Genomic DNA, 24,200 nt, shown 5'->3' with positions numbered 1-24,200 from the left:
CCCCCCCCCCCCCCAACCCCCCCCCCCCCTCCCCCCCCCACCCCCCCCCCCCCCCCCCCCGCCCCCGCCCACCCCACGCCCCCCCCCCCGCCGCGCCCCGCCCCACCCCCCCCACCCCCCCCCCACTTCAGAACTTTCCCCGAAAAGTGGTTTCCCTTTGCCGAGGCATGCGGTAGACCGCGCTCCCCAGCCAAATGGCAGACACAAACAATTCGGTTCGGCAGAGCAGCCTGTCCCCGGGCAGCGCGCGATTTCTCGGCGCCTGTCGGCTCGCCGACGACAAATACAGGAACTTGTCATGCGACCAGCCTTCGGCGGCATCGACTTCGGGACTTCGAACTCCACCGTTGGCGTGGTCCGCAACGGGCAGCCGCGGCTCGTCGTGCTTGAGGACGGCCAGGTGACGCTACCCAGTGCCGTATTCTTCAACTTCGAGGACAACCGCACCTGCTTTGGCCGCCACGCCATCGCCAACTACACCGACAGCGTCGAAGGCCGGCTGATGCGTTCTCTGAAGAGCGTGCTCGGCAGTTCGCTGGCCCATGAAAAGACCCGCATCAAATCGCGGTCGATCGGCTTCCTGGAGATCGTCGGCATGTTCCTCGGCCATCTCAAGAAGAGGCTGGAAGCAGATGCCGGCGATACGGTCGAGACCGTCGTGCTTGGCCGGCCGGTGCAATTCGTCGATGACGATGCCGAGGCCGACGCGAAGGCGCAAAGCGAACTCGAGAACGCCGCGCGTGCCCAGGGCTTCAAGCACATCGCTTTCCAGTTCGAGCCGATCGCGGCGGCGCTCGACTACGAGCAGAAGGTGACGCGCGAGGAACTGGCGCTGATAATCGATATGGGCGGCGGCACGTCGGACTTCTCGATCGTGCGCGTTTCACCGCAGCGCTCCCGGTCGCTCGACCGCAAGGACGACATCCTGGCCAGCCGGGGCGTCCACATCGGCGGCACGGATTTCGATCGGCAGCTGAGCATCGCCCATGTGATGCCGCAGCTCGGCTATTTGACGCCAACCAAGGACGGCAAGCGCAATCTGCCGGCAAGCTACTTCATCGATCTGGCGACATGGCAGCGCATCAATCTGGTCTACACCGCCAGGGCGATGACGCATCTGCGCCAGATCCGCTACGAGGCCGAGCGCGCCGACCTGGTCGGCCGTTTCATCCACATCGTCGAACACCGCTATGGACACGCGCTGGCGGCACTCGTCGAGAAGGCCAAGATACAGCTGACCGACAGATCGTCCGCAGATGTCGTGGTGAAGCTGCCGGGTGCGGAGTTCGCCGCCGAAATCACGCGCAACGGGCTGGATGCCACGATCGCCAGGGATATCGAGCGTGTCACAGCAACGGTGGCGCAGACCATCCGTGACGCCCAGGTGAAGCCATCCGACATCACCGCGGTGTTCCTGACTGGCGGATCGACCGCGATCCCGCTGGCCAGACGAGAAATCCTGTCGCTGGTGCCGCAGGCGTCCGTCATCGAAGGCGACATGTTCGGCTCGGTCGGACTTGGGCTGGCGCTAGATGCCCAACGGAAGTTCGGCTGATCAGGGTCCATTGATATTCAGGTGATGCCGGCCTGCAAATGGCTGGTACCTGCGCTTCCGGTGCTCACGTACTTTAAGTACGCTCCGCTCCGGTTCTCGGCGTCAGCCATTTTCGACTCGGCCTGACCTGAATCTCAACGGACCCTATCTTGGCGCGGACCCGTTCATCTCCGTACCCAGATGTGCCTTGAGCGCCATCTGGGCCAGGCTTGCCTGGCGATCGCGATGAGTGATCATGGCGAAGTCGCGTTTCGGCAGTTCGAGCGGCACCGATCTCAGACCGCCTTCGGCCACGGCGCGGGCCACGACAAGCTCCGAAATGATGGTGGCGCCGGCTCCTGCCTCGACCGCCTGGCGGATAGCCTCATTACTCGGCAGCACCAGGAATATCTGGAGGTCGGCGAGCGAAATCCCTTCGTGGCGCGCCAGATCCTCCAGCACCTCGCGCGTACCCGAACCACCCTCGCGGATGATCCAGCGCAGACCCTTGATGTCAGGGCGGCCGGGCGCGACTTCGGGGATCTCCGGATGCGCGCTGGCAACCACCAGCATCAGCCTGTCGACGTCGACCTTGGTGCGGCGCAGTATGTCGGACTCGGTGCGGCCTTCGACCAGGCCGAGATCCGCAGCGCCATCGAGGACATTGGCCTCGACCTGCCTGGTGTTGCCGATGGAGACGCTCAGCCTGACGGCCGGATAGGCTTCGTGGAAGGAAGCCAGCCGGCGCGGCAGCCAGTAGCTGGCGATGGTCTGGCTGGCGGCGATCGAGAGGCTGCCGGTGACGGTCTGTGAGACATGCTCCAGCACATTGCGCGCGGCGGCGGCCCGCTCGAGCACGGCCTTGGCCTCCGGCAGGAACCGGTGGCCGGTCTGGGCAAGCTCGATGTTGCGGCCGACGCGGTTGAACAGATGGACGCCGTGCTGTTCTTCAAGCGCCCGGATGGCGGCCGATGCGGCCGACTGCGAAATGCCCAGCAGTTCCGCCGCCTTGGTCATATGGCCGCGCTCTGCGACGGCGACGAAAATCCGCAACTGGTCCAGGGTCATGTCTGCATTAAGAACCAATATCGATCGAATTTACAAGAACAACTGATTAGACAGATCGATAGCTTTATTCTAAGTTTTCGAACGAAGTTAGAAAAAATTCGCCGAGAGATCGCAGAGAACAGAATGATCGGGCGGTTCAGATCCCTGCTTGCGCATTGGACCCGCGGCATAAGACGGCGGCTGGCCAGCGATCGCTACCACCCGGAAGAGCATTACATGCGCGGCCCCGGACCGAAGACGCGGGCCAAATCCATGGGCCGTACAGGCGCCACCGGATCATGATGCAGGGACCGCCGCGCGGCGCGAATTCGGCACCATCGCAACGCCCGCTTGCCGACACGCGAGCGCCTGACGAAGGCGACGGCGTCGACACCTCGCCTGATGTTTCCGACAGCATCGCCAAGACGACCTGCTACATGTGCGCCTGCCGCTGCGGCATCGATGTGCACATCAAGGATGGCAAGGTCCGCTACATCAACGGCAACAAGGACCACCCGGTCAATCGCGGCGTGATCTGCGGCAAGGGCAGCTCCGGCATCATGCAGCACTACAGCCCGGCAAGGCTGAAGAAGCCATTGCTGCGCACCGGCCCTCGCGGCTCCGGCGAATTCCGCGAGATCGAGTGGGAAGAGGCGTTTTCGATCGCCACCGAACGGCTCTCGGCCATCCGCCGGACCGACCCCAAGAAACTGGCCTTCTTCACCGGCCGCGACCAGTCGCAGTCGCTGACCGGCTGGTGGGCGAGCCAGTTCGGCACGCCGAACTTTGCCGCCCATGGCGGCTTCTGCTCGGTCAACATGGCGGCCGGCGGTCTCTACACGATCGGCGGTTCGTTCTGGGAGTTCGGCGAGCCCGACTGGGACAACACCCGGTATTTCATGCTGTTTGGCGTCGCCGAGGATCACGATTCCAACCCGATCAAGATCGGCCTCGGCAAACTCAAGGCGCGCGGCGCCAAGGTCGTCTCGATCAATCCGTGCCGCACCGGCTACAATGCCATCGCAGACGACTGGATCGGCATCCGGCCCGGCACCGATGGGCTGTTCGTGTTCGCCCTCATCCACGAATTGCTCAAGGCGGGCCGCGTCGATCTCGATTACCTGCTGCGCTACACCAATGCCCATGTTCTCGTCGTGCAGGAGCCGGGTGCCGCCGATGACGGGCTGTTCGTGCGCGACGCCGACGGCAATCCCCTGGCGTGGGACAGGGTTGCGAAGACGCCTGTCGGCGCCACCGATGCCAGTGCGAAACCGGCACTGACGGGCAGCTTCACGATCGGCGGGCGCCACTGCGTCTCGGTGTTCCAGCTCATCGCCGACCGCTACCTCGATGAGAGCTATGCGCCGGATGCGGTCGCCGAGCGCTGCGGCATTGCCGCCGATACGATCCGCAGGATCGCCGCCGAACTTGCGCATGTCGCCTTCGAACAGACGATCGAACTGCCGATCGCGTGGATCGATTGGGCCGGGCGCCGGCACGAGACGATCAAGGGGCGGCCTGTTTCGATGCACGCCATGCGCGGCATCTCGGCCCATTCGAACGGCTTTCACACCTGCCGCGCCATCCATCTCCTCCAGGTGTTGCTGGGCACGGTGGATGTTCCCGGCGGCTTCCGTTTCAAGCCGCCCTACCCCCGCTCCGCTCCGCCCGGTCCCAAGCCAGCCGGCAAGACCGTCAAGCCGATGACGCCGCTTGACGGCATGCCGCTCGGTTTCGTCTGTGGGCCGGACGATTTGCTGGTCGATGAGGCCGGCACGCCGCTTCGCATCGACAAGGCCTATTCCTGGGACGCACCGCTGGCGGCACACGGCCTGATGCACACCGTCATCCGCAATGCCTGGGCCGGCGATCCCTACAAGATCGACACGCTGATGATGTACATGTCGAACATGGCGTGGAATTCCTCGATGAACACCGTTGAGACCATTGCCATGCTGACCGACAGCGACGAAGCGGGCAACTACAAGATTCCCTTCATCATCTATTCCGATGCCTATTATTCCGAGACCGTGCCGTTCGCCGACCTGGTGCTGCCGGATACCACCTATCTCGAGCGGCATGATTGCATCAGCCTGCTCGACCGGCCCATCAGCCATGCCGACGGACCGGGCGACGCCATCCGCTATCCCGTCGTCGAGCCGGACCGCGACGTCAGGCCGTTCCAGTCGGTGCTGATCGAACTCGGCGCCCGGCTCGGCATGCCCGGTTTCGTCGATGAGGACGGCACGGCCAAATACCGCGACTACGCCGACTACATCGTCAATCATGAGCGCACGCCCGGCATCGGCCCGCTCGCCGGCTGGCGCGGCAAGGACGGGACCTCGACCGGCAGGGGCGAGGCCAACCCGGACCAGCTGCAGCGCTACATCGACAATGGCGGCTTCTGGCATCACGATTTCGCCGACGACCAGCGCTACTACAAGATGGCCAACCGCTCCTATCTCGACTTCGCCGAGAGCATGGGCTTTATCCCCAAGGCCGAGCCGATCGTCTTCCAGCTCTACTCCGAACCGCTGCAGCGCTTCCGCCTTGCCGCGCGTGGGCATGGCCCTGTCTTGCCACCAAAGGGTGACCGCCAGCGCATCGAGACCTACATGGACCCGCTGCCCTTCTGGCACATGCCCTTCGAGGAAGCGGCCGTCGACCTGGAAGAATATCCGCTGCATGCGCTGACGCAGAGGCCGATGCACATGTACCATTCCTGGGGCTCGCAGAATGCGTGGCTGCGGCAGATCACCAGCCAGAACCGGCTGTTCGTGCATCACCGGACGGCAGCTGGCCTTGGCCTTGTCGATGACGACTGGGTGTGGATCGAAAGCATCAACGGCAGGGTGAAGGGGCAGATCAAGCTGATCGACGGGGTCAACGAAAGCACGGTCTGGACCTGGAACGCCATCGGCAAGCGGCGCGGCAGCTGGGGGCTGAAGGACGACGCGGCCGAGAGCAACCGTGGCTTCCTGCTCAACCATATCATCGGCGACCAGACCTCGGCTGACGCTCAGGGCAAGCGCTATTCGAATTCCGATCCGGTCACCGGCCAGGCGGCTTGGTTCGACCTGCGCGTGCGCATCGTCAAATGCGCAGCCGAAGAAGCCGGCTTCACCGAGCCGCAATTCGAGCGTTTCCGGCAGCCGCCGCATTTCGAACCCTCACCCGACATCCTTCGCTTCGGTGCCGAATTCCGCAGGGCAAGAGAGGCGACCGAATGACCTGTCTGCCAAGCCAAAGCGGCAAGAAGCTCGGCCTCGTCATCGATCTCGACACCTGCGTCGGCTGCCAGGCCTGCGTCACCGCCTGCAAGGAATGGAACACCGGCGGCCACATGGCACCGCTGACCGACATCGACCCCTATGGCGGCCATGTCGACGGCGTCTGGTTCAACCGCGTGCACGCTTACGAGCACACGACCGAGATGGGCGGGCGCACCGTCAATTTTCCGCGTTCCTGCCTGCATTGCGAGACACCGGCCTGCGTCACCGTCTGCCCGACCGGCGCCTCCTACAAGCGGGCCTCGGACGGCATCGTGCTGATCGACGAGGACAAGTGCATCGGCTGCAAATTGTGCAGCTGGGCCTGTCCCTATGGCGCGCGAGAATTCGATACGGACGTCGGGGTGATGAAGAAGTGCACGCTGTGCGTCGACCGCATCTACAATGACAATCTGGCCGAAGAGGACCGCGTACCGGCCTGCGTCGCCGCCTGCCCGACCAGCGCCCGGCATTTCGGCGATCTCGGCGATCCCCTATCGGCGGTTTCGCAACTGGTGGCGGAGCGTGGCGGCGTCGACCTGATGCCTGAGCTCGGCTATCGCCCGACCAACAAATACCTGCCGCCGCGCGCCCACACCACGCGCGCCGCATCGGTGGCAGCACCCGCACTCGAACCGGTGCGGGCCGAAGGCGGTTTCCTCGGCTGGGTCGACCGCATGCTTTCGAACTGACCCATGCATCCAGCCTTCTCCGTCGTCTTCTTCACCACCGCCACCGGCGCCGGCTATGGACTGCTGGCTCTGCTGGGCATGTTCGGAGGCTTCCAGATCATCCCGCCCGATTTCTGGCTGGGCTTCATCGGCATGGGGCTGGCGCTCGGCTTGATCGTAGCCGGACTGTTGTCCTCGACGGGTCATCTCGGCCGCCCCGAACGCGCCTGGCGGGCCTTCTCGCAGTGGCGCAGTTCCTGGCTGTCGCGCGAAGGCGTTGCCTCGGTCATTACTTTTATCCCGGCGGGACTGTTCGGCATCGGCTGGGTGTTTTTCGGCAGCAGCGGCGGTTGGGTGACGGTGGCCGGATTGCTGACGGCCTGTGGTGCCGTCGTCACCGTCTGCACCACAGGCATGATCTACGCGTCGCTGAAGCCGATCGCCCAATGGCACAGCCGCTATACGCTGCCGGCTTATCTGATCTTTTCGGCGATGACCGGCAGCATGCTTCTGAATGCGCTGCTGCAAGGTTTTGCTGTCGGCTCGAAAATTCTTCTGGTGGCTTCCATGCTCCTGACCTTGCTCGGCTGGAGCTGGAAGCTGGCGACCTGGCGCTACAATGACCGGCTGGAAATTCCGACCACCGCCAACACCGCGACCGGGCTGGCCGGCGGCACGGTGCGGTCGCTGGAATGGCCCCACACCGAGGAGAATTATCTACTCAAGGAAATGGGTTTTCGCATTGCACGCAAACACAGCGCGCGGCTGCGCCAGATCGCACAGGGTCTGGCCTTTGCCTTGCCCGCCCTGCTGCTCGCGGCTGCTTTCGCCCTACCCTGGCCCTTCGCAGCGGCGCTGTCGGTGCTCGCCGTGATCGTGCAGTTCGCCGGCATGTTGGTCGAACGCTGGCTGTTTTTCGCCGAAGCGAAGCACACCGTCACGCTCTACTACGGCGGGTAGGGAACGCCAACATGCCCTCGCAATTGCTGGATGTCAGTTAGTGTTGTCGTAAGTTGTGGCTCGGAAGAATGTGTCGTAGTTCTAGGAACGGCATCTTCCGGATTGGCATAGCAGGCGATGATCCTCACTCCCTTCAATTTAGCGCCGCATCTCGCACGAGGGGTTTGCGTTGCAGGCATTTTGGTTTTTGCCTCCCACGATTTAATAGCAGGCGCGCTCGAAGCCGACGCCGCCTTTGAGGCGAAGAATTATACAGAAGCGTACAAAGAATGGACGGCCCTCGCCTTAGGGGGCGATATCACTGCGCAGTTTAATGTCGGATTTCTGTATTCCAGGGGGCTTGGTGTGCCTCTGGATTATTCCAAGGCTGCCGAATGGTGGGATAAGGCGGCGGATCAGGACATGGCAGTGGCCGAGTTGAATCTTGGTCTTTTGTATTCTTGGGGAAAAGGCGTTCAGCAAGACGATGCGAAAGCGGTGGAACTTTGGCGCGGTGCCGCTGTTCAAGGTTTGGTCGAGGCTCAGCAATATCTTGGATACATGTATTTTCTTGGCAAAGGAGTACCCCAAAGCGGTGCCGATGGGGTTCTTTGGTCGACCAAAGCAGCGGAACAAGGCAACGTTGACGCGCAGGTAAACTTGGCCACTGCCTACCTGACCGGCGAGGCCGTGGATAAAAACGACAAGCTGGCCTTTTATTGGTACGAGAAGGCCGCGCAGCAAAATAACGGCAAAGCGCAGTTCAACTTGGGCGTGATGTACTTGAAAGGCGTTGGTGTCGAGAAGAATATCGAGCTTGCTGTCCAATGGCTGAAACGCTCCGCAGCGCAAGGGCATAATGGTGCGGAAGAGGCGCTCGACCGCATACAGGCAGCATTGAAGAAAACTTGAATTCCATCAAGACTAAGCGGCGACCTCAGCCCGGCCGCAGCATCGAGCCGGAAATGGCAAAGATGCGTTGGGCGCCCAGCATATAAGCCATCAGCGTGTCCAGCCGGAACAGCCCGGCATAGGCGCGGTCGAGCACGTTGAGCGAGCCGGTATAGGCGCCAAAGGCCGGCATGATCATGCGGCCGCCATCGCCGGCAAAGCAGCGGCGCCGCACCGAGCGGCCCTGCTGCACGATGCGGGCGCAGGGATGCAGATGGCCCGCTATTTCGCCTTCGACACGCTGCTTCGACGGCTCATGCCGGAACAGCAGGGAGCCTATAGCAAGTTCACGCACCGTTTCGCCGGGCAGATCGGCTGGAGCTTCCGGATCATGATTGCCGGCAACCCAGAACCATTGCCGGCCTGATATCAGCGCTTCCAGCCGCTCGCGGAAGCTTGCATGCATGCGCTGGGCGCCGCCGCCATCGTGAAAGCTGTCGCCCAGGCTGATGACGATCGAAGGCTGGTAGTCTGATATCACCGCCTGAAGCCGCAGCAAGGTCGCACCGGTGTCGTAGGGCGGGATCAACGTGCCGCGCCGTGCCAGCGACGAACCCTTTTCCAGATGCAGATCGGACACGGCCAGAAGCCGCAGATCCGGAAAATAGAGCACGCCGCGCGGGTCGCAGACAGCGCGCTCGCCGGCGATGCCGACGAGATCGGCCTCGGCGATCAGCGATATGCGCGCCAGCGAAAATTTCATTCCACACTCATTCCCGGCCCCATGGCCTCCTCGACCAATGTCGCCGCATCCATCAAAAGCGTTTCATCGGCTTCGCCATGGACCGGCATCTTGCCGATCTCGAGCATGATCGGCACGGCGAGCGGCGATATCTGTTCGAGTGCCTTATGCACGATTCGACCCTGGATGCGCGAGAGCATGTCGGCAAGTCTGCTTACATCGAGCAGACCGGTCGCTGCGTCGGCGCGTGTTGCCTGCAGCAGAATGTGGTCCGGTTCATGGCTGCGCAGCACATCGTAGATCAGGTCGGTCGAGACCGTGACCTGGCGACCACTCTTTTCTTGGCCCGGATGGCGTTTCTCGATCAACCCCGAAATCAGCGCGCAATTGCGGAAAGTGCGTTTGAGAAGCCAGCTGTCGGCCAGCCAGGCTTCGAGGTCGTCTCCAAGCATGTCCTGGTCGAAAAGCGCGCCAAGCGAAGGCTTCCTGGCTTTGAACATCGCGCCCATGTCGCCCAGTGACCATATCGCCAAAGCATAATCGGTGGCGACGAAGCCGAGCGGCCTGGCTCCTGCTCTGTCAAGGCGGCGGGTGAGCAGCATGCCGAGCGTCTGGTGCGCCAGCCTGCCCTCGAACGGGTAAGCCACCAGATAGTGGCGGTTGCCTCGTGGAAAGGTCTCGATCAGCAGGTCGTCGCGTTTGGGAAGCACCGATTTGTCGGCCTGGTATCGCAGCCAGTCGGCGACCTGCTCGGGCAGCTTCTTCCATCGCTGCGGGTCGTCCAGCATGATGCGGACCTGTTCGGCGAGATAGGTCGAAAGCGGGAACTTGCCGCCGCCATAGTAAGGCACCTTGGCATCGCTGCCGGGCGCGTTCGACACGAAGCATTCATTCTCGCGGATGCCTTCGAAGCGCAGAACCTTGCCGGCGAACATGAAGGTGTCGCCATGCGTCAACGTTTCGAGGAAGGCCTCCTCGATCTTGCCGAGAACCCGGCCGCCGCGCGAAGCCGCACCTTTGCCGCCGGCCTTGATATAGCGCACATTCAGCGCCGGAACCTCGATGATGGTGCCGACATTCAGCCTGTATTGCTGGGCGACGCGCGGATTGGACACCCGCCAGAATCCATCCTTGTTCAGGCGTATGCGGGCGTAGCGCTCGTAATTCTTGAGCGCATAGCCGCCGGTGGCGACAAAATCGATGACGCGGTCGAAAGTCGGCCGGTCGAGGCTGACATAGGGTGCTGCCGTTCGCACTTCCTCGAACAGATCATCGGCACGGAACGGCGCGCCGCAGGCGCAGCCGAGTACATGTTGCGCCAGCACGTCGAGACCGCCATCGATCAAGGGAGGCGTGTCCTGCGCGCCGAGATAGTTGGCGTCGAGGGCGGCCCGGCATTCCAGCACCTCAAAGCGGTTGGCCGGGATGAGGATCGCCTTGGACGGCTCGTCCATGCGGTGGTTGGCGCGGCCGATGCGTTGCGCCAGCCGGCTCGCCCCCTTTGGTGCGCCGACATGCACGACCAGATCGACATCGCCCCAGTCGATGCCGAGGTCGAGCGTCGAGGTGGCGACGATGGCGCGCAGTGCGTTTTCCCCCATCGCCTTTTCGACGCGCCGGCGCTGGGCGACGTCGAGCGAACCGTGATGCAGCGCGATCGGCAACGTATCCTCGTTGACCCGCCACAATTCCTGGAACAGCAGCTCCGCCTGGCTGCGCGTGTTGACGAACAACAGGGTCGTCTTGTGGCGCTTGATCTCTCGGTAGATCTCAGGCGTGGCGTAGCGCGCCGAATGTCCCGCCCATGGCACCCGCTCTTCGGAATCGAGGATAGAAATCTCCGGTTTCGCGCCCCCGGTGACGACGATCAGTTCCGCCATGTCATGGTCTGTCGAACCCTTGGGCGGATTCTGGCTGACCAGCCAGCGCCGCAACTCGTCCGGCTCGGCCACCGTCGCCGACAGCCCGATGGTTTGCAGACCAGGGACAAAGCTGCGCAACCGCGCCAGACCGAGCGCCAGCAGATGTCCGCGTTTCGACGTCACCAGCGAATGCAGTTCGTCGAGCACGACGTAGCGCAGATCCTCGAAGAAACGTTTAGCATCGCCGGCCGCAATCAGTAGCGCCAGTTGCTCGGGCGTGGTCAGCAGGATGTCGGGCGGCACCAGCTTCTGGCGCTGGCGCTTGTGGGCGGGGGTGTCGCCGGTGCGCGTTTCGATGGTGACAGGCAGGCCGATCTCTTCCACCGGCTTGCCGAGATTGCGCTCAATATCGACGGCAAGCGCCTTCAGCGGTGAGATGTAGAGCGTGTGGATACCGCGACGCGCCTGGCCCGGCTTTCTCTTGGGCCTGTTGGCCAGTTCGGTCAGCGAAGGCAGGAATCCGGCCAGCGTCTTGCCGGCACCGGTCGGCGCAATCAGCAGGACTGATTGCCCGGCCTGGGCTTTCGCCAGAAGTTCGATCTGATGGGCGCGCGGCGACCAGCCTTTCTCACCAAACCATCTGATGAATGGTTCGGGCAGGGCCACGGCGGCATTCTGTTCGGCAAGGCGCGGCTGCTCTGTCACCCGCCAGAGGTAGCGCGACGGCGGCTAATCGCCAAGAAGAATCGGAACAAAAGGGGATCGTTCTTCCCTAAGGCCGCCGAAACCCTGTCGGGCTGCCATAGAGATAGCCGATGCGCGCGACGGCGTCTTTCAATCCCTCGTGCGACACCAGCATGGTGTGGCCATTGGCGTGGATCATCGTGTCGGCATCCGTCATGACGGCGACATGGCCCTTCCAGAACACCAGATCGCCGCGTCGCAAGCCTGAGAAATCAGGTCCCGGTTCGAGCGGCTCGCCAAGTGTCGCCGCCTGCATGTCCGAATCGCGCAGCACGTCGCTGCCGGCCATGCGCATCGCCAGTTGCACTAGGCCCGAACAGTCGATGCCGAACCCGGAAGTGCCACCCCAGAGATAGGGCGTGCCGAGAAACGCCTCGGCAACCGCGACATAGTCGGAGCCAGCTTCACTGAGCGGCCGCAGGTGACCTGCGATCAGCGCCTCGCCGGAAGGCAGGACCGCATAATGCGTACCGCGCGTCTCGGCGGCCTCCGTCACTGTCACCGTCGATCCCATCGACAATTGTCCGGCGATCGGAAAGCGCAGATCCGGCCCGGGGTAAAGGAAGGTGCGCGGCACGCAGACGATGTGAGTGGCCGCGTGATCCCGGCCCCCGAGCATCGTGTCGGCGACATAGCCGACATAGCCGTCGCGTTCGGCCTGGACCCAGGCCCAGCCTTCAGCGACATCGAAGACCAGGACATCGTCGCCGAACAGCGCTTGCGTGTTGACGCCGGCATCAGGCCGCGGCGCCTTGCGCATATCGGCCACTGACGCGATGACCCGCGCCGGCCGGCCGGCGACGAAGCGGTCGGCGGCGACCTCGCCCTTCAGCCTTGCATCGGCGAGATCGGAGCGAAAAGCGTGAAGGCGGGCATCCCTGGCGGTCAAATCGAGCACTCTGTTGAAAAGGTAATTCGCTCACATCGGCAGTTCGAGCGCCTTGGCGATGATACCATCGCCGAAGCGCTCGACAAAGAGCGCGCCCTCGACCGTGCGCCTGATCAGAACATTGCGCTTGTCGAGTTCGTCGCGATGGCGCGAGACGAGTTTCAAAGCGCCCATCGTGTCGAGCGCGCGGGTGATCACGGGCTTGGTGACATTGAGGCGCGCGGCGAGCCCGCGCACGGTGTGCGGCGGCGGATCGAGATAGATGGTGAACAGGATTGCCGTCTGGCGCATGGTCAGATCGGGCGCGTCGTCGCGCACCTGCGACAGCATCACCTGCTGCCACAGTCGCAAGGCCTGGCTCGGGCGCATCGCAATCGACATCGCGCCAGCATGACGGCAAATTGTTTCGGTTCCGTTTCAGTCAAAGCGATTGCCGTCTCTCGCCTGCAACCGTCAGCCGTAGCGTTTCGCGATGATCCGCTCCAGCGCGCGGATGCCTTGTGCCTCACCGCCGGCGGGGCCATGCGGACGGTCAGCCGGGTTCCAGGCGAAGATGTCGAAATGCGCCCAGCCCGCGGTTTTTTCGACGAAGCGCTTGAGGAACAGCGCCGCGGTGATCGAGCCGGCGAAACCATCCGGGGTGACATTGTTGATGTCGGCGATCTTCGACGACAATTTTGCATCGTATGGCTGCCACAGCGGCATGCGCCACAGCGGATCCTCGACCGCGACGGAAGCCGCCGCAAGATCGGATGCCAGCATTTCGTCGCCGGTGTAGAACGGCGGCAGATCGGGGCCGAGCGCGACACGGGCAGCCCCGGTCAGCGTCGCCATGTCGATCAGAAGCTGCGGCTCCTCCTCGTCGGCCAGCGCCAGCGCGTCGGCCAGCACCAGCCGCCCCTCGGCATCCGTGTTGCCGATCTCGACAGTGATGCCCTTGCGGCTCGCAAGCACGTCCCCGGGCCGGAAGGCGTTGCCGGCAATCGAATTTTCGACCGCGGGAATGAGCACGCGCAGCCGCACATTCAGCCCGGCAGCCATGATCATCGAGGCAAGGCCAAGGACATTGGCGGCACCGCCCATGTCCTTTTTCATCAGCAGCATGCCGGACGATGGCTTGATGTCGAGACCGCCCGTGTCGAAGCAGACGCCCTTGCCGACCAGCGTTACCTTCGGCGCCCCTTGCTGCCCCCACTGCATATCGATCAGGCGCGGCGCGCCGGCCGACGCACGGCCGACAGCATGGATCATCGGGAAATTCCGGTCGAGGAGATCGTCACCCTTGACCACCGAGACTTCGGCCTTGTGCCTGGCAGCCAGGGTCCGCACCGCCTCCTCCAAATCTTCCGGGCCCATATCGCTGGTCGGCGTGTTGACCAGATCGCGTGTCAGGAAGACGCCATCGGCAATGCGGCGAACGCGCCCGGCATCGACGCCTGCCGGCAGGCCGAAGCGCAGCGCCCTGCCTGACTTCTTGCCGTAACGGGTGAAGACATAGCCGCCGAGCACCAGTGCGGTGGCCGCGAGTTCGGGCTCGACCGGCGCCGAGGCGAAATGCCAGTCGCCTTCCGGCAAGGCCTTCGACAGTGCGCCGAGGGCGAGCGCGCCCTCGCCATCGCCGACGCCGAACAAGGCGCCGCCGAGCGCCCCGTTTTCGCCGGGCACGACCAGCGTCCTGCCTGCCTCGCCGGAAAAGCCGTTGGCCCTGGCCCAGGCGACAGCGGCCGGCGCAAGGCCGGCCGCGTCCAGACCGTCCCTGGCGATCAGATGGACCGGCAGCGCGCCCGGCAATGTCTTCCCGACGAGTTCGACAGGCATGCGATGTTCTCCGTGTGAGTCGCCATTCTTAACCGTCCGTTAGGGTTAACAGAATATTTCTGCGGGAGGGAAGACGGCCACGCAATGGCCGCGCATGAATGGAGGCTTAGGTGGCCATGCCGACCAACCGCAGGATCGATGCCAGGGGAAAACGGCTCATCATCACGGCCCTTGCGCTGGCGCTGGCGGCGGGCGTCGCCGGTTGCGGAACCGACAAGCTCTCCACCGGCTCTATCGCACGCACCGGCGGCAAACCGCTGGAAAGCATGTCGGCCGGGGAACTGCACAATGCCACCGGCGCACTCGGCCAATCCTACGCGAAGAACCCCAACGACAAGCGGATCGCGACGAATTATGCGGCGGCATTGCAGATGGATGGCGACGCCGATCAGTCGCTCGCCGTGATGCGCAAGCTCGCCATCGCTTTCCCCAAGGATCGTGACGTGCTTGCCTCCTATGGCAAGGCGCTGGCCGCCAATGGCCAGTTCGAGGCGGCGCTCGACGCCGTGCGCCGCGCTCAAACACCGGAATATCCCGACTGGAAGCTGGTGTCGGCCGAAGCGGCCATTCTCGACCAGACTGGCCAGAAGGACGATGCACGCCAGCTTTACCGCAAGGCGCTCGACCTCAAGCCGAACGAGCCTTCCGTGCTCTCCAATCTTGGCATGTCGTATGTGCTGGAAGGTGACCTGCGCACCGCCGAAACCTATATGCGCTCGGCCGCGCAGCAGCCGAATGCGGACAGCCGCGTCCGCCAGAACCTGGCACTGGTCGTCGGCCTGCAAGGCCGGTTCGACGAGGCCGAGAAGATCGCCTCGCAGGAGCTCTCGCCCGAACAGGCGCAGGCAAACGTCGCCTATCTCAGGCAGATGTTGGCCCAGCAGAATGCCTGGAGCCAGCTCAAGGACCAGGACAAGCCGAAATCCGCGACCAACTGAGACCACAATCCCGATGCCCAACGAAGAAGCCGCGCTGCATGCGCGGCTTCTTCGTTTGAGGGAATGCAGGAATTTACCTCGCCGCTACTGGGCGTTTGTTGCCGGCGCCGCATGATCGCCGAAGATACCGCGTTGGCTGACCTGAATGCCGGCGGGACCCAAAATGATGGCGAAGAGCACCGGCAGGAAAAACAGGATCATCGGCACGGTAAGTTTTGGCGGCAGGGCGGCCGCCTTCTTCTCGGCCGCATTCATGCGCATGTCGCGGCTTTCGGCGGCAAGCACGCGCAGTGCATGCGCCACCGGCGTGCCGTAACGCTCGGCCTGGACGAGCGCCTGCGACACCGACTTGACCGAATCCAGGCCGGTGCGGCTTGCCAGGTTCTCGTAGGCCTGCTTGCGCTCCGGCAGATAGGAAAGCTCGGCGTTGGTGAGGATGAATTCTTCCGCCAGCGCCACCGATTGCGCACCGATCTCGTCGGCGACCTTGCGCAGTGCCGCTTCCACCGACATGCCCGATTCGACGCAGATCAGCATCAGATCGAGCCCATCCGGCCATGCCATCTGGATCGACTGCTTGCGCTTGGTGGCGCGGTTGTTGACGTAGATGACCGGTGCGTAGAAGCCGCCGTAAGCAACGAGGACGCAGACGAACAGCCTGATGACCAGTGGCTTGTCGGGCAGCCCTCCGAGCACGAAGATGTAGATTGCGGCCAGCGCGAAACCGACAAAAGGAAGCACGAGACGGAAGAAAAGGAACCGCGTCAGCGGATTCTGTCCACGAAAACCGGCCACCTTGAGTTTCTGCAATGTGCTCTCATCGGCGAGCGCGCGTCTCAGATCCAGCCGGTCGACAATGTTGCGCATGCCGATCGACTGTTCCTCGCGCAAGCCCTTGCGACGGCGGTCGGCCTCGACCGCAAGCCGGGCGCGCTGTTGCGCACGCAGTTCGTCGCGTTCCAGCGCAACGGATTTCATGCGTGACTTGAGCTGGTTTCCGCCAAACGCCGGCAGCAAGGTGAGGACGGTCGCAAACACCGCTATCGCGACCAGCATCGCGATCAGGAAGCTCGGATCCGTCAGGGTCTTGATGACTTGCTCGGTCATGCCAGCATCCTAGACTTCGAAGTTCATCATCTTGCGCATCACCAGGATGCCGATCGACATCCAGACCGCAGAGCAACCAAGGATCAGGTTTCCGACGCTGGTGTTGAAGAGCGGCATCAGGTAGGCCGGGCTCGACAGGTAGACGAGAAAGGCGACGATGAAGGGCAGCGCACCGATGATCGCGGCGGACGCCTTCGCTTCCATCGACAGCGCCGCGACCTTGGCTTTCATCTTCTTGCGATCGCGAAGCACGCGCGAAAGATTGCCCAGCGCCTCGGAGAGATTGCCGCCGGCCTGCGATTGAATCTGGATAACGATGCCGAAGAAGCTTGCCTCGGTGCAAGGCATGGTTTCGGGCATGCGCAAGGTCGCGTCGGGGATAGAGAGGCCCATCTGCTGTGAATCGACGATGCGGCGAAACTCGGTCTTCACGGGTTCGGGCGATTCGTTGGCGATCAAGCGCACGGCGTCGTTCAGCGGCAGGCCGGATTTGACCGCGCGCACGATGATGTCGAGCGCGTTTGGAAATTCGTTGAGGAATGCCTTGACCCGGCGGGCGCGACGAAACGTGACGAACCAGCGCGGCAGGCCCAGCCCCCCGGCCAACAGCACGCCCGGCAAGGCGATCAGCGGGGCTCCGGCCACAAAGGCGACCATCGTCAAAACGATGCCGCATATTGCGGAATATATATAGAAACGCTCGATGGTGGTCTTGAGGCCGGCCTGACGAAGCTGGGCTTTCAGCGGCGGTTTCTTGACGCGGCTGTCCTTGGTTTTCTGCTTGGCGTCGAGTTCGTTGAGAGAATCCTGAACCGATTTGCGCCGCTTGGTGGCTTCCGCCACGCGGTCGCGCGAGGCCTTGACGACGGAGCGATCCGTCTCGGCGGTCCTGATCGTTTCGAGCCGCTTGCCGGCCTGTTTCTCGTTGCTGATCCGGGTGAACAGAAATGCATAGGCGACGGCGCCGGCGCTGAAGCCGGCGAGCACGACAAACGCCAGTACTGTGCCGTCAATTCCAAACATTGGCCCGAACCCTTACACCCCAGCATACGTCAGTCAGCGCGTTTCTCCATCGCCTCGAGCGCAATGGCGAGACGCTGCTCCTCGCCGTAATAGCGTGCACGCTCCCAGAAATGCGGACGGCCGATGCCGGTCGATACGTGCTCACCCAGCAGCCGGCCGTTGGCGTCCTCGCCCTTGATGTTGTAGAGGACGATGTCCTGCGTGATGATGACGTCGCCTTCCATCCCGATCACCTCGGTGATGTGGGTGATGCGGCGCGATCCGTCGCGCAAGCGCGCCGCCTGGATGATCACGTCGATGGAGCCGACGACGATTTCGCGCACTGTCTTTTGCGGCAGCGAATAACCGCCCATGGCAATCATGGATTCGATACGGTTCAGGCATTCGCGCGGGCTGTTCGAGTGGATCGTGCCCATCGAGCCGTCATGGCCGGTGTTCATCGCCTGCAGCAGATCGAACACTTCGGGTCCACGCACTTCGCCGACGATGATGCGCTCGGGCCGCATGCGCAGACAGTTCTTGACCAGGTCACGCATCGTCACCTCACCCTCGCCCTCCAGATTGGGCGGGCGGGTTTCGAGGCGTACCACATGCGGCTGCTGCAATTGCAGCTCGGCCGAGTCTTCGCAGGTGATGACGCGCTCCTCGCGGTCGATATAGTTGGTCAAGCAATTGAGCAGCGTCGTCTTGCCCGAACCGGTGCCGCCCGAGATCACGATGTTGCAGCGAACACGGCTGATGATCTTGAGGACTTCGGCGCCCTGCGGCGAGATGGCGCCGAACTTGACCAATTGATCGAGCGTCAGCTTGTCCTTCTTGAATTTGCGGATGGTGAGCGTGGCGCCATCGATGGAGAGTGGCGGCGCGATGACGTTGACGCGGGAGCCGTCGGGAAGGCGCGCGTCGCAGATCGGGCTGGATTCGTCGACGCGGCGGCCAACCTGGCTGACGATGCGCTGGCAGATGTTGAGGAGCTGCTGGTTGTCACGAAAGCGGATGCCGGTCTGTTCGACCTTGCCGTTGACTTCGATGTAGACGTTCCTGGAGCCGTTGACCATGATGTCTGCGATGTCGTCGCGGGCGAGCAGCGGCTCGAGCGGCCCATAACCGAGCACGTCGTTGCAGATGTCCTCGAGCAGCTCTTCCTGCTCGGCGATCGTCATTGCGAAGTTCTTGATCGCGATGATGTCGTTGACGATATCGCGGATTTCCTCGCGCGCGCTTTCAGGATCAAGCTTGGAAAGCTGCGACAGATCGATGGTGTCGATGAGCGCGGAGAAGACCTGGCTCTTGGTATCGTAATAAGTTTCGCTCTTTTCGCGCTGTGCCCGCTTCGGCTCAGGCGCCAATGGCGGTGCCTCGACCGCACGGCGCGCCGGCGGTGCGACAGGCGCGCTTGGCGCCGCCGCGGGCCGGGTCAGAACCGCCGTGTCCATGGAACCTGCAGCCGGCGGCGCAACGGGCGCCGGTGCTGGCTGGCGAAATTCCGGCGTGAACCGGTTGCCGTCGTCGCTGCCTCTTTTACCAAACATGATCGACTACCGATTCCACTGCTGAAGCGTCACTTCTTGTTGCGCGAGAGCTTGCCGAGCAGGCTGCCGAGCCCGGCCTTCTTCTTGATCTTGATTTCGCTGCGCCCGGTCAGCACATGCGCCATTTCGTTGATCATCGCGACGACCGGGTTCTTGGCATCCATTTCGCCAAGCATGCGTCCGTTGTTGGCGGCATTGCCGAACAGCAACGGATCAAAAGCAATGACCGACATTGGCGACAAGCCGAGCGGCTCGGCGAAGTCGGACGGCGAAATCTCCGGGCGCTTCGGCACGCCGGCCTGGTTGATGATCAGCTTGGGCGGCGGATCATTGGGACGAAGCCGCTTGAGCATATCGACGAGGTTCTTGGTGTTGCGCAGATTGGCAAGTTCCGGTGTCGCGGTGATGACGATCTCGTCGGCCTTGACCAGGGTGTTCTTGGTCCAGCCCGTCCAGGCATGGGGGACGTCTAGCACCAGAAGCGGCACGCTGCGCTGGGCGGTGTCGATGAGCTGAACGAAGGCCTCGGGATCGAAATCATAGACCCGTTCGAGCGTCGAAGGTGCTGCCAGCAGCGACAGATGCTCGGCGCACTGGGTCAGCAGCCGGTCGAGATAGACTTCATCGATGCGTTCCGGTGAAAACACCGCCTCGGCGATGCCTTGCGCCGGATCCTGGTCGAAATTCATGTTGGCGGTGCCGAAAGCCAGATCGAGATCGGCGACGACCACTTCGGATTTGAACAGGGAGGACATCGCCCAAGCCACATTGTGGGCGATCGTCGAGGAGCCGACACCGCCCTTGGCGCCGACGAAGGCGATCGAGCGGCCGAGCGGCTCGGCTTCCGGATCGATAAAAATCGACGACACCACGCTGACGATGTCGGCCATCGAGACCGGCGCGATCACATATTCGGAAATGCCGTTGCGGATGAGCTCGCGGTAAAGGCCGACATCATTGTAGTGGCCGATCACCACCACCTTCGACGTCGGATCGCAATATTCCGAAAGCTGGGCGAGTTGTTCCAGCAATTGCTTGGGCTCGCTGCGCGATTCCAGCAGGATCAGGTTGGGCGTCGGCGCCGATTGGTAGAATTCGATGGCGGTGGGGACGCCGCCCATATGGACCTTGAGATGCGCCTTCGTCATGCGGCGGTCCTCGCCGGCGCGCTCGACCGGGTTGGCGACACCCTCGGTCTCGCAGAATGCCTGGATCGAGATGCGCGGGATCGGCCGCAACGCCTGCATCGCGGCGATGTCCTGCTGCGAGGTATCGCTGCCATCCACCGGGGCGTCGTAGGCAAGGTTGCTCATCGTCATGCTCTTTCCCGTGGCCTGTTCTATCCGAGACTGGCGGCTTAGTAGTCTACTTCCGAATTGCCCAGGAACTCATCCGAAATGCCTCTTGCACGGTAGACATCGATCACCGCGCCGCGATTTTCAGCATCGATTGTGGACGGCTTGCGCGGGCCGAGCAGATCGGCCGGGTTGGCCATCTGGGCGGCAAGATTGTTCTGATAGGAGCAGCCGAAGTCGGCATAGTGCTTATTCTCCGACGTATCGACGAGGTCGGCTGGCCAGCGTCCGCATTTGTCGGTCTGCGCCCTCACCGCAACATAAGCGACGCGGACCGGCGAGGATATCTCGCTCGAGGCGGCCTGGTAAGAGGTGACGACAAGCCGGTTGCGCTTGACGCCGCTGGCGATCGCGAGCCGGGCGAAATCACGGGCCGCCGCGGTCGCGGCGACCTCGTTGGCCGATCCGCTCGGGACCTGGATCGTCAGCGTCGGGGCGGCACTTCTGTCATAGCCATCGAGGAAGCCAAGAAGTGTATCGCGCTGAGAGCCGGTCATGCCGCGGTCACCGGCACCAACCGGGAGGTCGATCTTTTGATTCTTCTCGGCGATCACGATCGGATGGTTGGTGCGGTAATCGTCCGGAATGGCGCCGACCGTGATGCTGTCGCGCTGGGCGCAGCCGGCCAGCAGAGCCGCCACCGCAACCGCCAGGACAGGAACGGCTCCCCGGCAGACCCGCGAGCGGCCAAAGCGCATCGCTGCCGCGATGGTGCTTGCCTTCAATGCTGACTGAGACATGTCCGCTTCCCCGCTCACTTGTAGATGAAGCCGACAACGCCGTGGTAGCGGCCGTTGGGCTTGTCTGTCTGCATGGTGCCGTAGACGCGATTGACGCGGCCAAGGAACATGCCGGCGCCATCGCTGGCGGCGTTGAAATTGTCGTCCGGCTTGGCAAGGTCGTTGCGTGCTACCGGCTTCACCAGATAGGGCGTGATGATGATCACGAGCTCGGTCTCGTTGCGCACGAAGTCCCTGCTGCGGAAGAGCGCGCCGAGCACCGGTATCTTTGTCAGTCCGGGCAACCCATTGACGGCTTGCCTGACATCGTCGCGAACCAGGCCGGCGATCATCATGGAGCCGCCTGAGGGCAGTTCCACCGTCGTATCGGCAAGACGCTTGCGCAGCGACAGGGCATTCATTCCGGGACTGGTCACGCCCGAGGAGAGCGATACGGATCCCTCGGTTGTCGGCTCGGAAACCGACGTCCTGACCTTCAGGCTTATGCGGCCGGGAGACAACACCACCGGCTGGAATTCCAGGCCGATGCCGTACTCGATCTTGTCGAGGGTGTAGGTTTTCAGGCCAGTCTGGTTGTCGGAGGATACGTTCTGGGAGACGCTGCTCACCATATTGTATTCACCGCCGACCTTGAAGGTCGCCTTCTCGCCTGATACGGCGGTCAGGGTCGGCTCGGCCAAGGTCTTCATGACCCCGGACTGCTCCATGGCGTTGATATAGGCCTGCAGCCCCGACGCGCCGATCTGGAAGCCCGAATTCGACAGCTGCTTGCCAAGGCCGGTGAAGTTGTCGCTGATCGAGCCGTAGCTGATGCCGTTGCTGCCACCGCTGCCGACCATGTTGACGCCAAGTTGCTTCATCACCGAACGGCTGACTTCGGCGACCGTGACCTTCAGCGTGACCTGGTCGTCGCCAATGATCTGCAGCAGGTTGACGATCTTGCTGGTGCGGCGCTCCTGGTCCGGGTTGTTGATGTCGACACCGCTCTGGGCCGAACCGCCGGCCGCCGTCTGCGAATATTGTCCCGTCGTCGCTTCACCACCCGAAACGAAGATCGTCGCCAGGTCGACCGCGCGTTTTGCGTCCAGCGGCGTGTCGACCGTTCCGGTCAGGACGACGTTGTCGTTGAGCAGTTCCACCTTGATGGTGGACGTCGGCAGGAAGCGCCTGATATAATCCTCAAGGCCGGCAACATCGCGTTCGACAGCCAGGTCCAGGCTGACGATCTGCTCGCCATTCGGGCCGAAGACAAAAATGTTCGTCTCGCCGACCGCCTTGCCGAACAGATAGATGCGCCGCGCGGTGCGGGTCACCGCATCGGCAACTGCCGGGTTGGCAACGAGAATGTCGTAGGCATCGCTCGGCAGGTCGATGACCACAGACTTGTTGAGGCCGAGCTTGACGCGCTGGGTGGCCGTCGATGCCGTGACCTGCGCGTTCTTTGCCTCGACGACGCTGCCTTGCAAATTCGATCCGACGAGCAGCAGGCCGAACGCCGCGGCTACAATTGCCGGCAGTTTACCGCTTAGCCTCATTTCCTTGCTCCCACTTCGGAAACTTCGCCCGACTTGATCAGCCTCACCGTTCCCCTGCGGCCATTGCCGGAAACGAGATAGTCGGCCTCACCCAGATTCTTTTCCTGCGTGTCCGCGACTGCCCGCAGCGCCAGGGTCAGGCGATCCGCCATCTGTTGGGCGACGGTGATGATCTCCGCCTGCTTGGGCGTCAGTTCCAGCGTTGCAGTCTGACCTACCCTGGTCTTCTTGCCTTCCTCGTCCTCCTGAATGGTCTGGTCGATGGCCAGGACGCGGATGTTCTTGAGGATGGTCTCGGTGTTGAAGCCGGCGGCGCCGCTGGCGGCATCGGCCCTGCGGGTCATGATGACGTCGACGAAATCGTTGGGAAGAATGAAGCCGCCGGCCGACGTATCGGCCGAGATGGCCGTGGCGACCGCCCGCATGCCGGAAGGCAGGATCGACGACATGAAGCTCTGCCCCTCGCCGATCAGCTTGGACCGCCGCAGCGGTTCTCCGGCATACATCGCCACACGGGCAACGGAACTCTTCAGCTTGTCCAGTGCCTCGGGCTCGGCGGTGCGGGTGATGAAATTCGCGTTGACGCCGTCGGCGGGCCAGGATTGCCAGGCGATGTTGTTTTGGATCGGGCTGCCCATCGGAACGTCGCCTGAAAGCACAAGCACATCCTGGAGTGCCACTGCCGGGGCCTGGGGACCGGAATCGACGACGACCTGGGGCGGCGGTGCCACCATGTTCTTCGCGACATAGCCAGCGCCACCCGCCGCAGCCACCGCCACGCTCAGAATTATCAATCGCGATGCTGGCATTTGTCCGAACCCTTGCCCTGGCAAACCACGTAGCCAAGCCGGACTTTGCAGCGGCAATCGTCAAAACAAGGTTAATGTAATGCTTACGATCGTGATTAATTTAAGGTTTACATAAATTAGCCGGAATGTGGTCTGGACGGCCAAAATGGCCGGGCCGGCCCTGTTGAGAACGGGGTTTCGGCAATGCTGACAGACAATAAAAATAAGATCGTGCTCAAGCCGCCAGCCTGGCAAGCGCCCATACCATCAAAGGCGAATCCGGATAGGTCAGCAACCCGCCAAGGCCGAGCGCGACGCCATAGGGGACACCTTTTGCCTCGTCGGCGAAATGGCGCAGAAACGGATTTTGGCCGGTAACGGCCGCAAGCAGCGACTTCCGGTAGAGGATGATGGCGAGCGTCAGCAGGCCGCCGATGATTGTCGAGGCGACAAAATATTCGACGAGATTGATATTGAGGCCCATCCACATCGCGCTGGCGGCCAGAAGCTTGGCGTCGCCGCCGCCCATGCCGCCCATTGCAAACAGGCCGAACGTCACAGCCAGGACCAGGGCGCCGGCGGCGAAATGTCCGCCATAGACCGCCCAGTCCATACCCGTCAGCGGCGCGACCAGCGCGAAAACGACGACGAGCAGCACCGGCACGCGATTGGCGATCGTCATCGACAGCATGTCGGAGATCGCGGCAAACAGCATGCAGAACGGAAAGACGACGAAGATCAGGGCTTCAAGCATCGGCGCTATGCCTATTGTCCGA

The 24,200-nt window shown here is 62.9% G+C and carries 20 protein-coding genes; 6 read left to right on the top strand and 14 right to left on the bottom strand.

Annotation, left to right across the window (positions count from 1 at the left end; all coding sequences use genetic code 11):
* The first annotated feature begins 298 nt into the window (after positions 1–298).
* A complete protein-coding gene (locus tag NKH06_RS25660; protein WP_352673599.1) occupies positions 299–1,555 on the top strand; it encodes an Hsp70 family protein in 1,257 nt (418 codons plus the stop codon).
* Between the two features lie 144 nt (positions 1,556–1,699).
* Here NKH06_RS25660 and NKH06_RS25655 read toward each other — a convergent pair whose 3' ends face one another.
* Positions 1,700–2,602 (bottom strand): LysR substrate-binding domain-containing protein, encoded by a 903-nt coding sequence (locus NKH06_RS25655; protein WP_352439635.1) that lies wholly within the window; start codon positions 2,600–2,602, stop codon positions 1,700–1,702.
* A 278-nt stretch (positions 2,603–2,880) separates the two neighbouring features.
* On the opposite strand from NKH06_RS25655, the gene NKH06_RS25650 reads away from it, so the two are divergent.
* The 4 genes from NKH06_RS25650 (at position 2,881) to NKH06_RS25635 (ending at position 8,372) form a co-directional block, all read left to right on the top strand.
* The gene (locus NKH06_RS25650) at positions 2,881–5,811 is read left to right on the top strand and encodes a molybdopterin oxidoreductase family protein (protein WP_352773371.1); all 2,931 of its coding nucleotides are present in this window, start codon (positions 2,881–2,883) and stop codon (positions 5,809–5,811) included.
* The gene (locus NKH06_RS25645) at positions 5,808–6,542 is read left to right on the top strand and encodes a 4Fe-4S dicluster domain-containing protein (protein ID WP_023811364.1); all 735 of its coding nucleotides are present in this window, start codon (positions 5,808–5,810) and stop codon (positions 6,540–6,542) included. The genes NKH06_RS25650 and NKH06_RS25645 overlap by 4 nt, the downstream gene beginning before the upstream one ends.
* 3 nt (positions 6,543–6,545) lie before the next feature.
* A complete protein-coding gene (locus NKH06_RS25640) occupies positions 6,546–7,481 on the top strand; it encodes a dimethyl sulfoxide reductase anchor subunit family protein (protein ID WP_352773374.1) in 936 nt (311 codons plus the stop codon).
* 117 nt (positions 7,482–7,598) lie between these two features.
* The gene (locus NKH06_RS25635; RefSeq protein WP_352894513.1) at positions 7,599–8,372 is read left to right on the top strand and encodes a tetratricopeptide repeat protein; all 774 of its coding nucleotides are present in this window, start codon (positions 7,599–7,601) and stop codon (positions 8,370–8,372) included.
* 25 nt (positions 8,373–8,397) lie between these two features.
* Here NKH06_RS25635 and pdeM read toward each other — a convergent pair whose 3' ends face one another.
* The 5 genes from pdeM to NKH06_RS25610 form a co-directional block, all read right to left on the bottom strand.
* Positions 8,398–9,114 carry a ligase-associated DNA damage response endonuclease PdeM gene (pdeM, locus tag NKH06_RS25630; protein WP_352439639.1) on the bottom strand — a complete coding sequence of 239 codons (717 nt, stop codon included), beginning with the start codon at positions 9,112–9,114 and terminating at the stop codon, positions 8,398–8,400.
* Positions 9,111–11,660: a ligase-associated DNA damage response DEXH box helicase gene (locus tag NKH06_RS25625; protein ID WP_352773381.1), complete on the bottom strand. Its 2,550-nt coding sequence runs from the start codon at positions 11,658–11,660 to the stop codon at positions 9,111–9,113. Before NKH06_RS25625 ends, pdeM begins: the two co-directional genes overlap by 4 nt.
* 67 nt (positions 11,661–11,727) lie before the next feature.
* Positions 11,728–12,588 (bottom strand): C40 family peptidase, encoded by an 861-nt coding sequence (locus NKH06_RS25620; protein ID WP_352631063.1) that lies wholly within the window; start codon positions 12,586–12,588, stop codon positions 11,728–11,730.
* A gap of 30 nt (positions 12,589–12,618) precedes the next feature.
* Complete coding sequence (locus tag NKH06_RS25615) at positions 12,619–12,969, bottom strand: MarR family winged helix-turn-helix transcriptional regulator (protein WP_013533675.1); 351 nt, start codon at positions 12,967–12,969, stop codon at positions 12,619–12,621.
* A gap of 72 nt (positions 12,970–13,041) precedes the next feature.
* Positions 13,042–14,406, bottom strand: a complete 1,365-nt coding sequence (locus NKH06_RS25610) for a leucyl aminopeptidase family protein (RefSeq protein ID WP_352773384.1) — start codon at positions 14,404–14,406, stop codon at positions 13,042–13,044.
* Between the two features lie 116 nt (positions 14,407–14,522).
* On the opposite strand from NKH06_RS25610, the gene NKH06_RS25605 reads away from it, so the two are divergent.
* On the top strand, positions 14,523–15,344 hold the full coding sequence (locus NKH06_RS25605) for a tetratricopeptide repeat protein (protein WP_352894520.1): 822 nt from the start codon (positions 14,523–14,525) through the stop codon (positions 15,342–15,344).
* A gap of 84 nt (positions 15,345–15,428) precedes the next feature.
* Here NKH06_RS25605 and NKH06_RS25600 read toward each other — a convergent pair whose 3' ends face one another.
* The 8 genes from NKH06_RS25600 to NKH06_RS25565 form a co-directional block, all read right to left on the bottom strand.
* Entirely contained in the window at positions 15,429–16,451 is a 1,023-nt protein-coding gene (locus NKH06_RS25600; protein ID WP_023811371.1) for a type II secretion system F family protein, read from the bottom strand.
* A gap of 9 nt (positions 16,452–16,460) precedes the next feature.
* On the bottom strand, positions 16,461–17,474 hold the full coding sequence (locus NKH06_RS25595) for a type II secretion system F family protein (RefSeq protein ID WP_352439644.1): 1,014 nt from the start codon (positions 17,472–17,474) through the stop codon (positions 16,461–16,463).
* 29 nt (positions 17,475–17,503) lie between these two features.
* On the bottom strand, positions 17,504–19,006 hold the full coding sequence (locus tag NKH06_RS25590; RefSeq protein ID WP_352439645.1) for a TadA family conjugal transfer-associated ATPase: 1,503 nt from the start codon (positions 19,004–19,006) through the stop codon (positions 17,504–17,506).
* 29 nt (positions 19,007–19,035) lie between these two features.
* Entirely contained in the window at positions 19,036–20,325 is a 1,290-nt protein-coding gene (locus NKH06_RS25585) for a CpaE/TadZ family protein (protein WP_032909185.1), read from the bottom strand.
* A gap of 38 nt (positions 20,326–20,363) precedes the next feature.
* Positions 20,364–21,101 carry a CpaD family pilus assembly protein gene (locus NKH06_RS25580; RefSeq protein ID WP_352439646.1) on the bottom strand — a complete coding sequence of 246 codons (738 nt, stop codon included), beginning with the start codon at positions 21,099–21,101 and terminating at the stop codon, positions 20,364–20,366.
* A gap of 14 nt (positions 21,102–21,115) precedes the next feature.
* A complete protein-coding gene (locus tag NKH06_RS25575) occupies positions 21,116–22,636 on the bottom strand; it encodes a type II and III secretion system protein family protein (RefSeq protein ID WP_023811376.1) in 1,521 nt (506 codons plus the stop codon).
* Positions 22,633–23,445: a Flp pilus assembly protein CpaB gene (gene cpaB / locus NKH06_RS25570; protein ID WP_023811377.1), complete on the bottom strand. Its 813-nt coding sequence runs from the start codon at positions 23,443–23,445 to the stop codon at positions 22,633–22,635. Before cpaB ends, NKH06_RS25575 begins: the two co-directional genes overlap by 4 nt.
* Positions 23,446–23,659: 214 nt before the next feature.
* Positions 23,660–24,178, bottom strand: a complete 519-nt coding sequence (locus tag NKH06_RS25565; protein ID WP_023811378.1) for an A24 family peptidase — start codon at positions 24,176–24,178, stop codon at positions 23,660–23,662.
* Positions 24,179–24,200 lie beyond the last annotated feature (22 nt).

This window comes from Mesorhizobium sp. M1342 (assembly GCF_040317955.1).
Lineage (GTDB): Bacteria > Pseudomonadota > Alphaproteobacteria > Rhizobiales > Rhizobiaceae > Mesorhizobium.
The sequence above is the reverse complement of the archived record's forward strand: the minus strand, read 5'-3'. Positions and strand labels throughout refer to the sequence as shown.

Coding starts and splice junctions, on each gene's coding strand:
- NKH06_RS25660 (WP_352673599.1), top strand. CDS start 299: ATGCGACCAGCCTTCGGCGGCATCGACTTCGGGACTTCGAACTCCACC.
- NKH06_RS25655 (WP_352439635.1), bottom strand. CDS start 2,602: ATGACCCTGGACCAGTTGCGGATTTTCGTCGCCGTCGCAGAGCGCGGC.
- NKH06_RS25650 (WP_352773371.1), top strand. CDS start 2,881: ATGATGCAGGGACCGCCGCGCGGCGCGAATTCGGCACCATCGCAACGC.
- NKH06_RS25645 (WP_023811364.1), top strand. CDS start 5,808: ATGACCTGTCTGCCAAGCCAAAGCGGCAAGAAGCTCGGCCTCGTCATC.
- NKH06_RS25640 (WP_352773374.1), top strand. CDS start 6,546: ATGCATCCAGCCTTCTCCGTCGTCTTCTTCACCACCGCCACCGGCGCC.
- NKH06_RS25635 (WP_352894513.1), top strand. CDS start 7,599: ATGATCCTCACTCCCTTCAATTTAGCGCCGCATCTCGCACGAGGGGTT.
- pdeM (WP_352439639.1), bottom strand. CDS start 9,114: ATGAAATTTTCGCTGGCGCGCATATCGCTGATCGCCGAGGCCGATCTC.
- NKH06_RS25615 (WP_013533675.1), bottom strand. CDS start 12,969: ATGTCGATTGCGATGCGCCCGAGCCAGGCCTTGCGACTGTGGCAGCAG.
- NKH06_RS25610 (WP_352773384.1), bottom strand. CDS start 14,406: ATGCCTGTCGAACTCGTCGGGAAGACATTGCCGGGCGCGCTGCCGGTC.
- NKH06_RS25605 (WP_352894520.1), top strand. CDS start 14,523: ATGCCGACCAACCGCAGGATCGATGCCAGGGGAAAACGGCTCATCATC.
- NKH06_RS25600 (WP_023811371.1), bottom strand. CDS start 16,451: ATGACCGAGCAAGTCATCAAGACCCTGACGGATCCGAGCTTCCTGATC.
- NKH06_RS25595 (WP_352439644.1), bottom strand. CDS start 17,474: ATGTTTGGAATTGACGGCACAGTACTGGCGTTTGTCGTGCTCGCCGGC.
- NKH06_RS25590 (WP_352439645.1), bottom strand. CDS start 19,006: ATGTTTGGTAAAAGAGGCAGCGACGACGGCAACCGGTTCACGCCGGAA.
- NKH06_RS25585 (WP_032909185.1), bottom strand. CDS start 20,325: ATGACGATGAGCAACCTTGCCTACGACGCCCCGGTGGATGGCAGCGAT.
- NKH06_RS25580 (WP_352439646.1), bottom strand. CDS start 21,101: ATGTCTCAGTCAGCATTGAAGGCAAGCACCATCGCGGCAGCGATGCGC.
- NKH06_RS25575 (WP_023811376.1), bottom strand. CDS start 22,636: ATGAGGCTAAGCGGTAAACTGCCGGCAATTGTAGCCGCGGCGTTCGGC.
- cpaB (WP_023811377.1), bottom strand. CDS start 23,445: ATGCCAGCATCGCGATTGATAATTCTGAGCGTGGCGGTGGCTGCGGCG.
- NKH06_RS25565 (WP_023811378.1), bottom strand. CDS start 24,178: ATGCTTGAAGCCCTGATCTTCGTCGTCTTTCCGTTCTGCATGCTGTTT.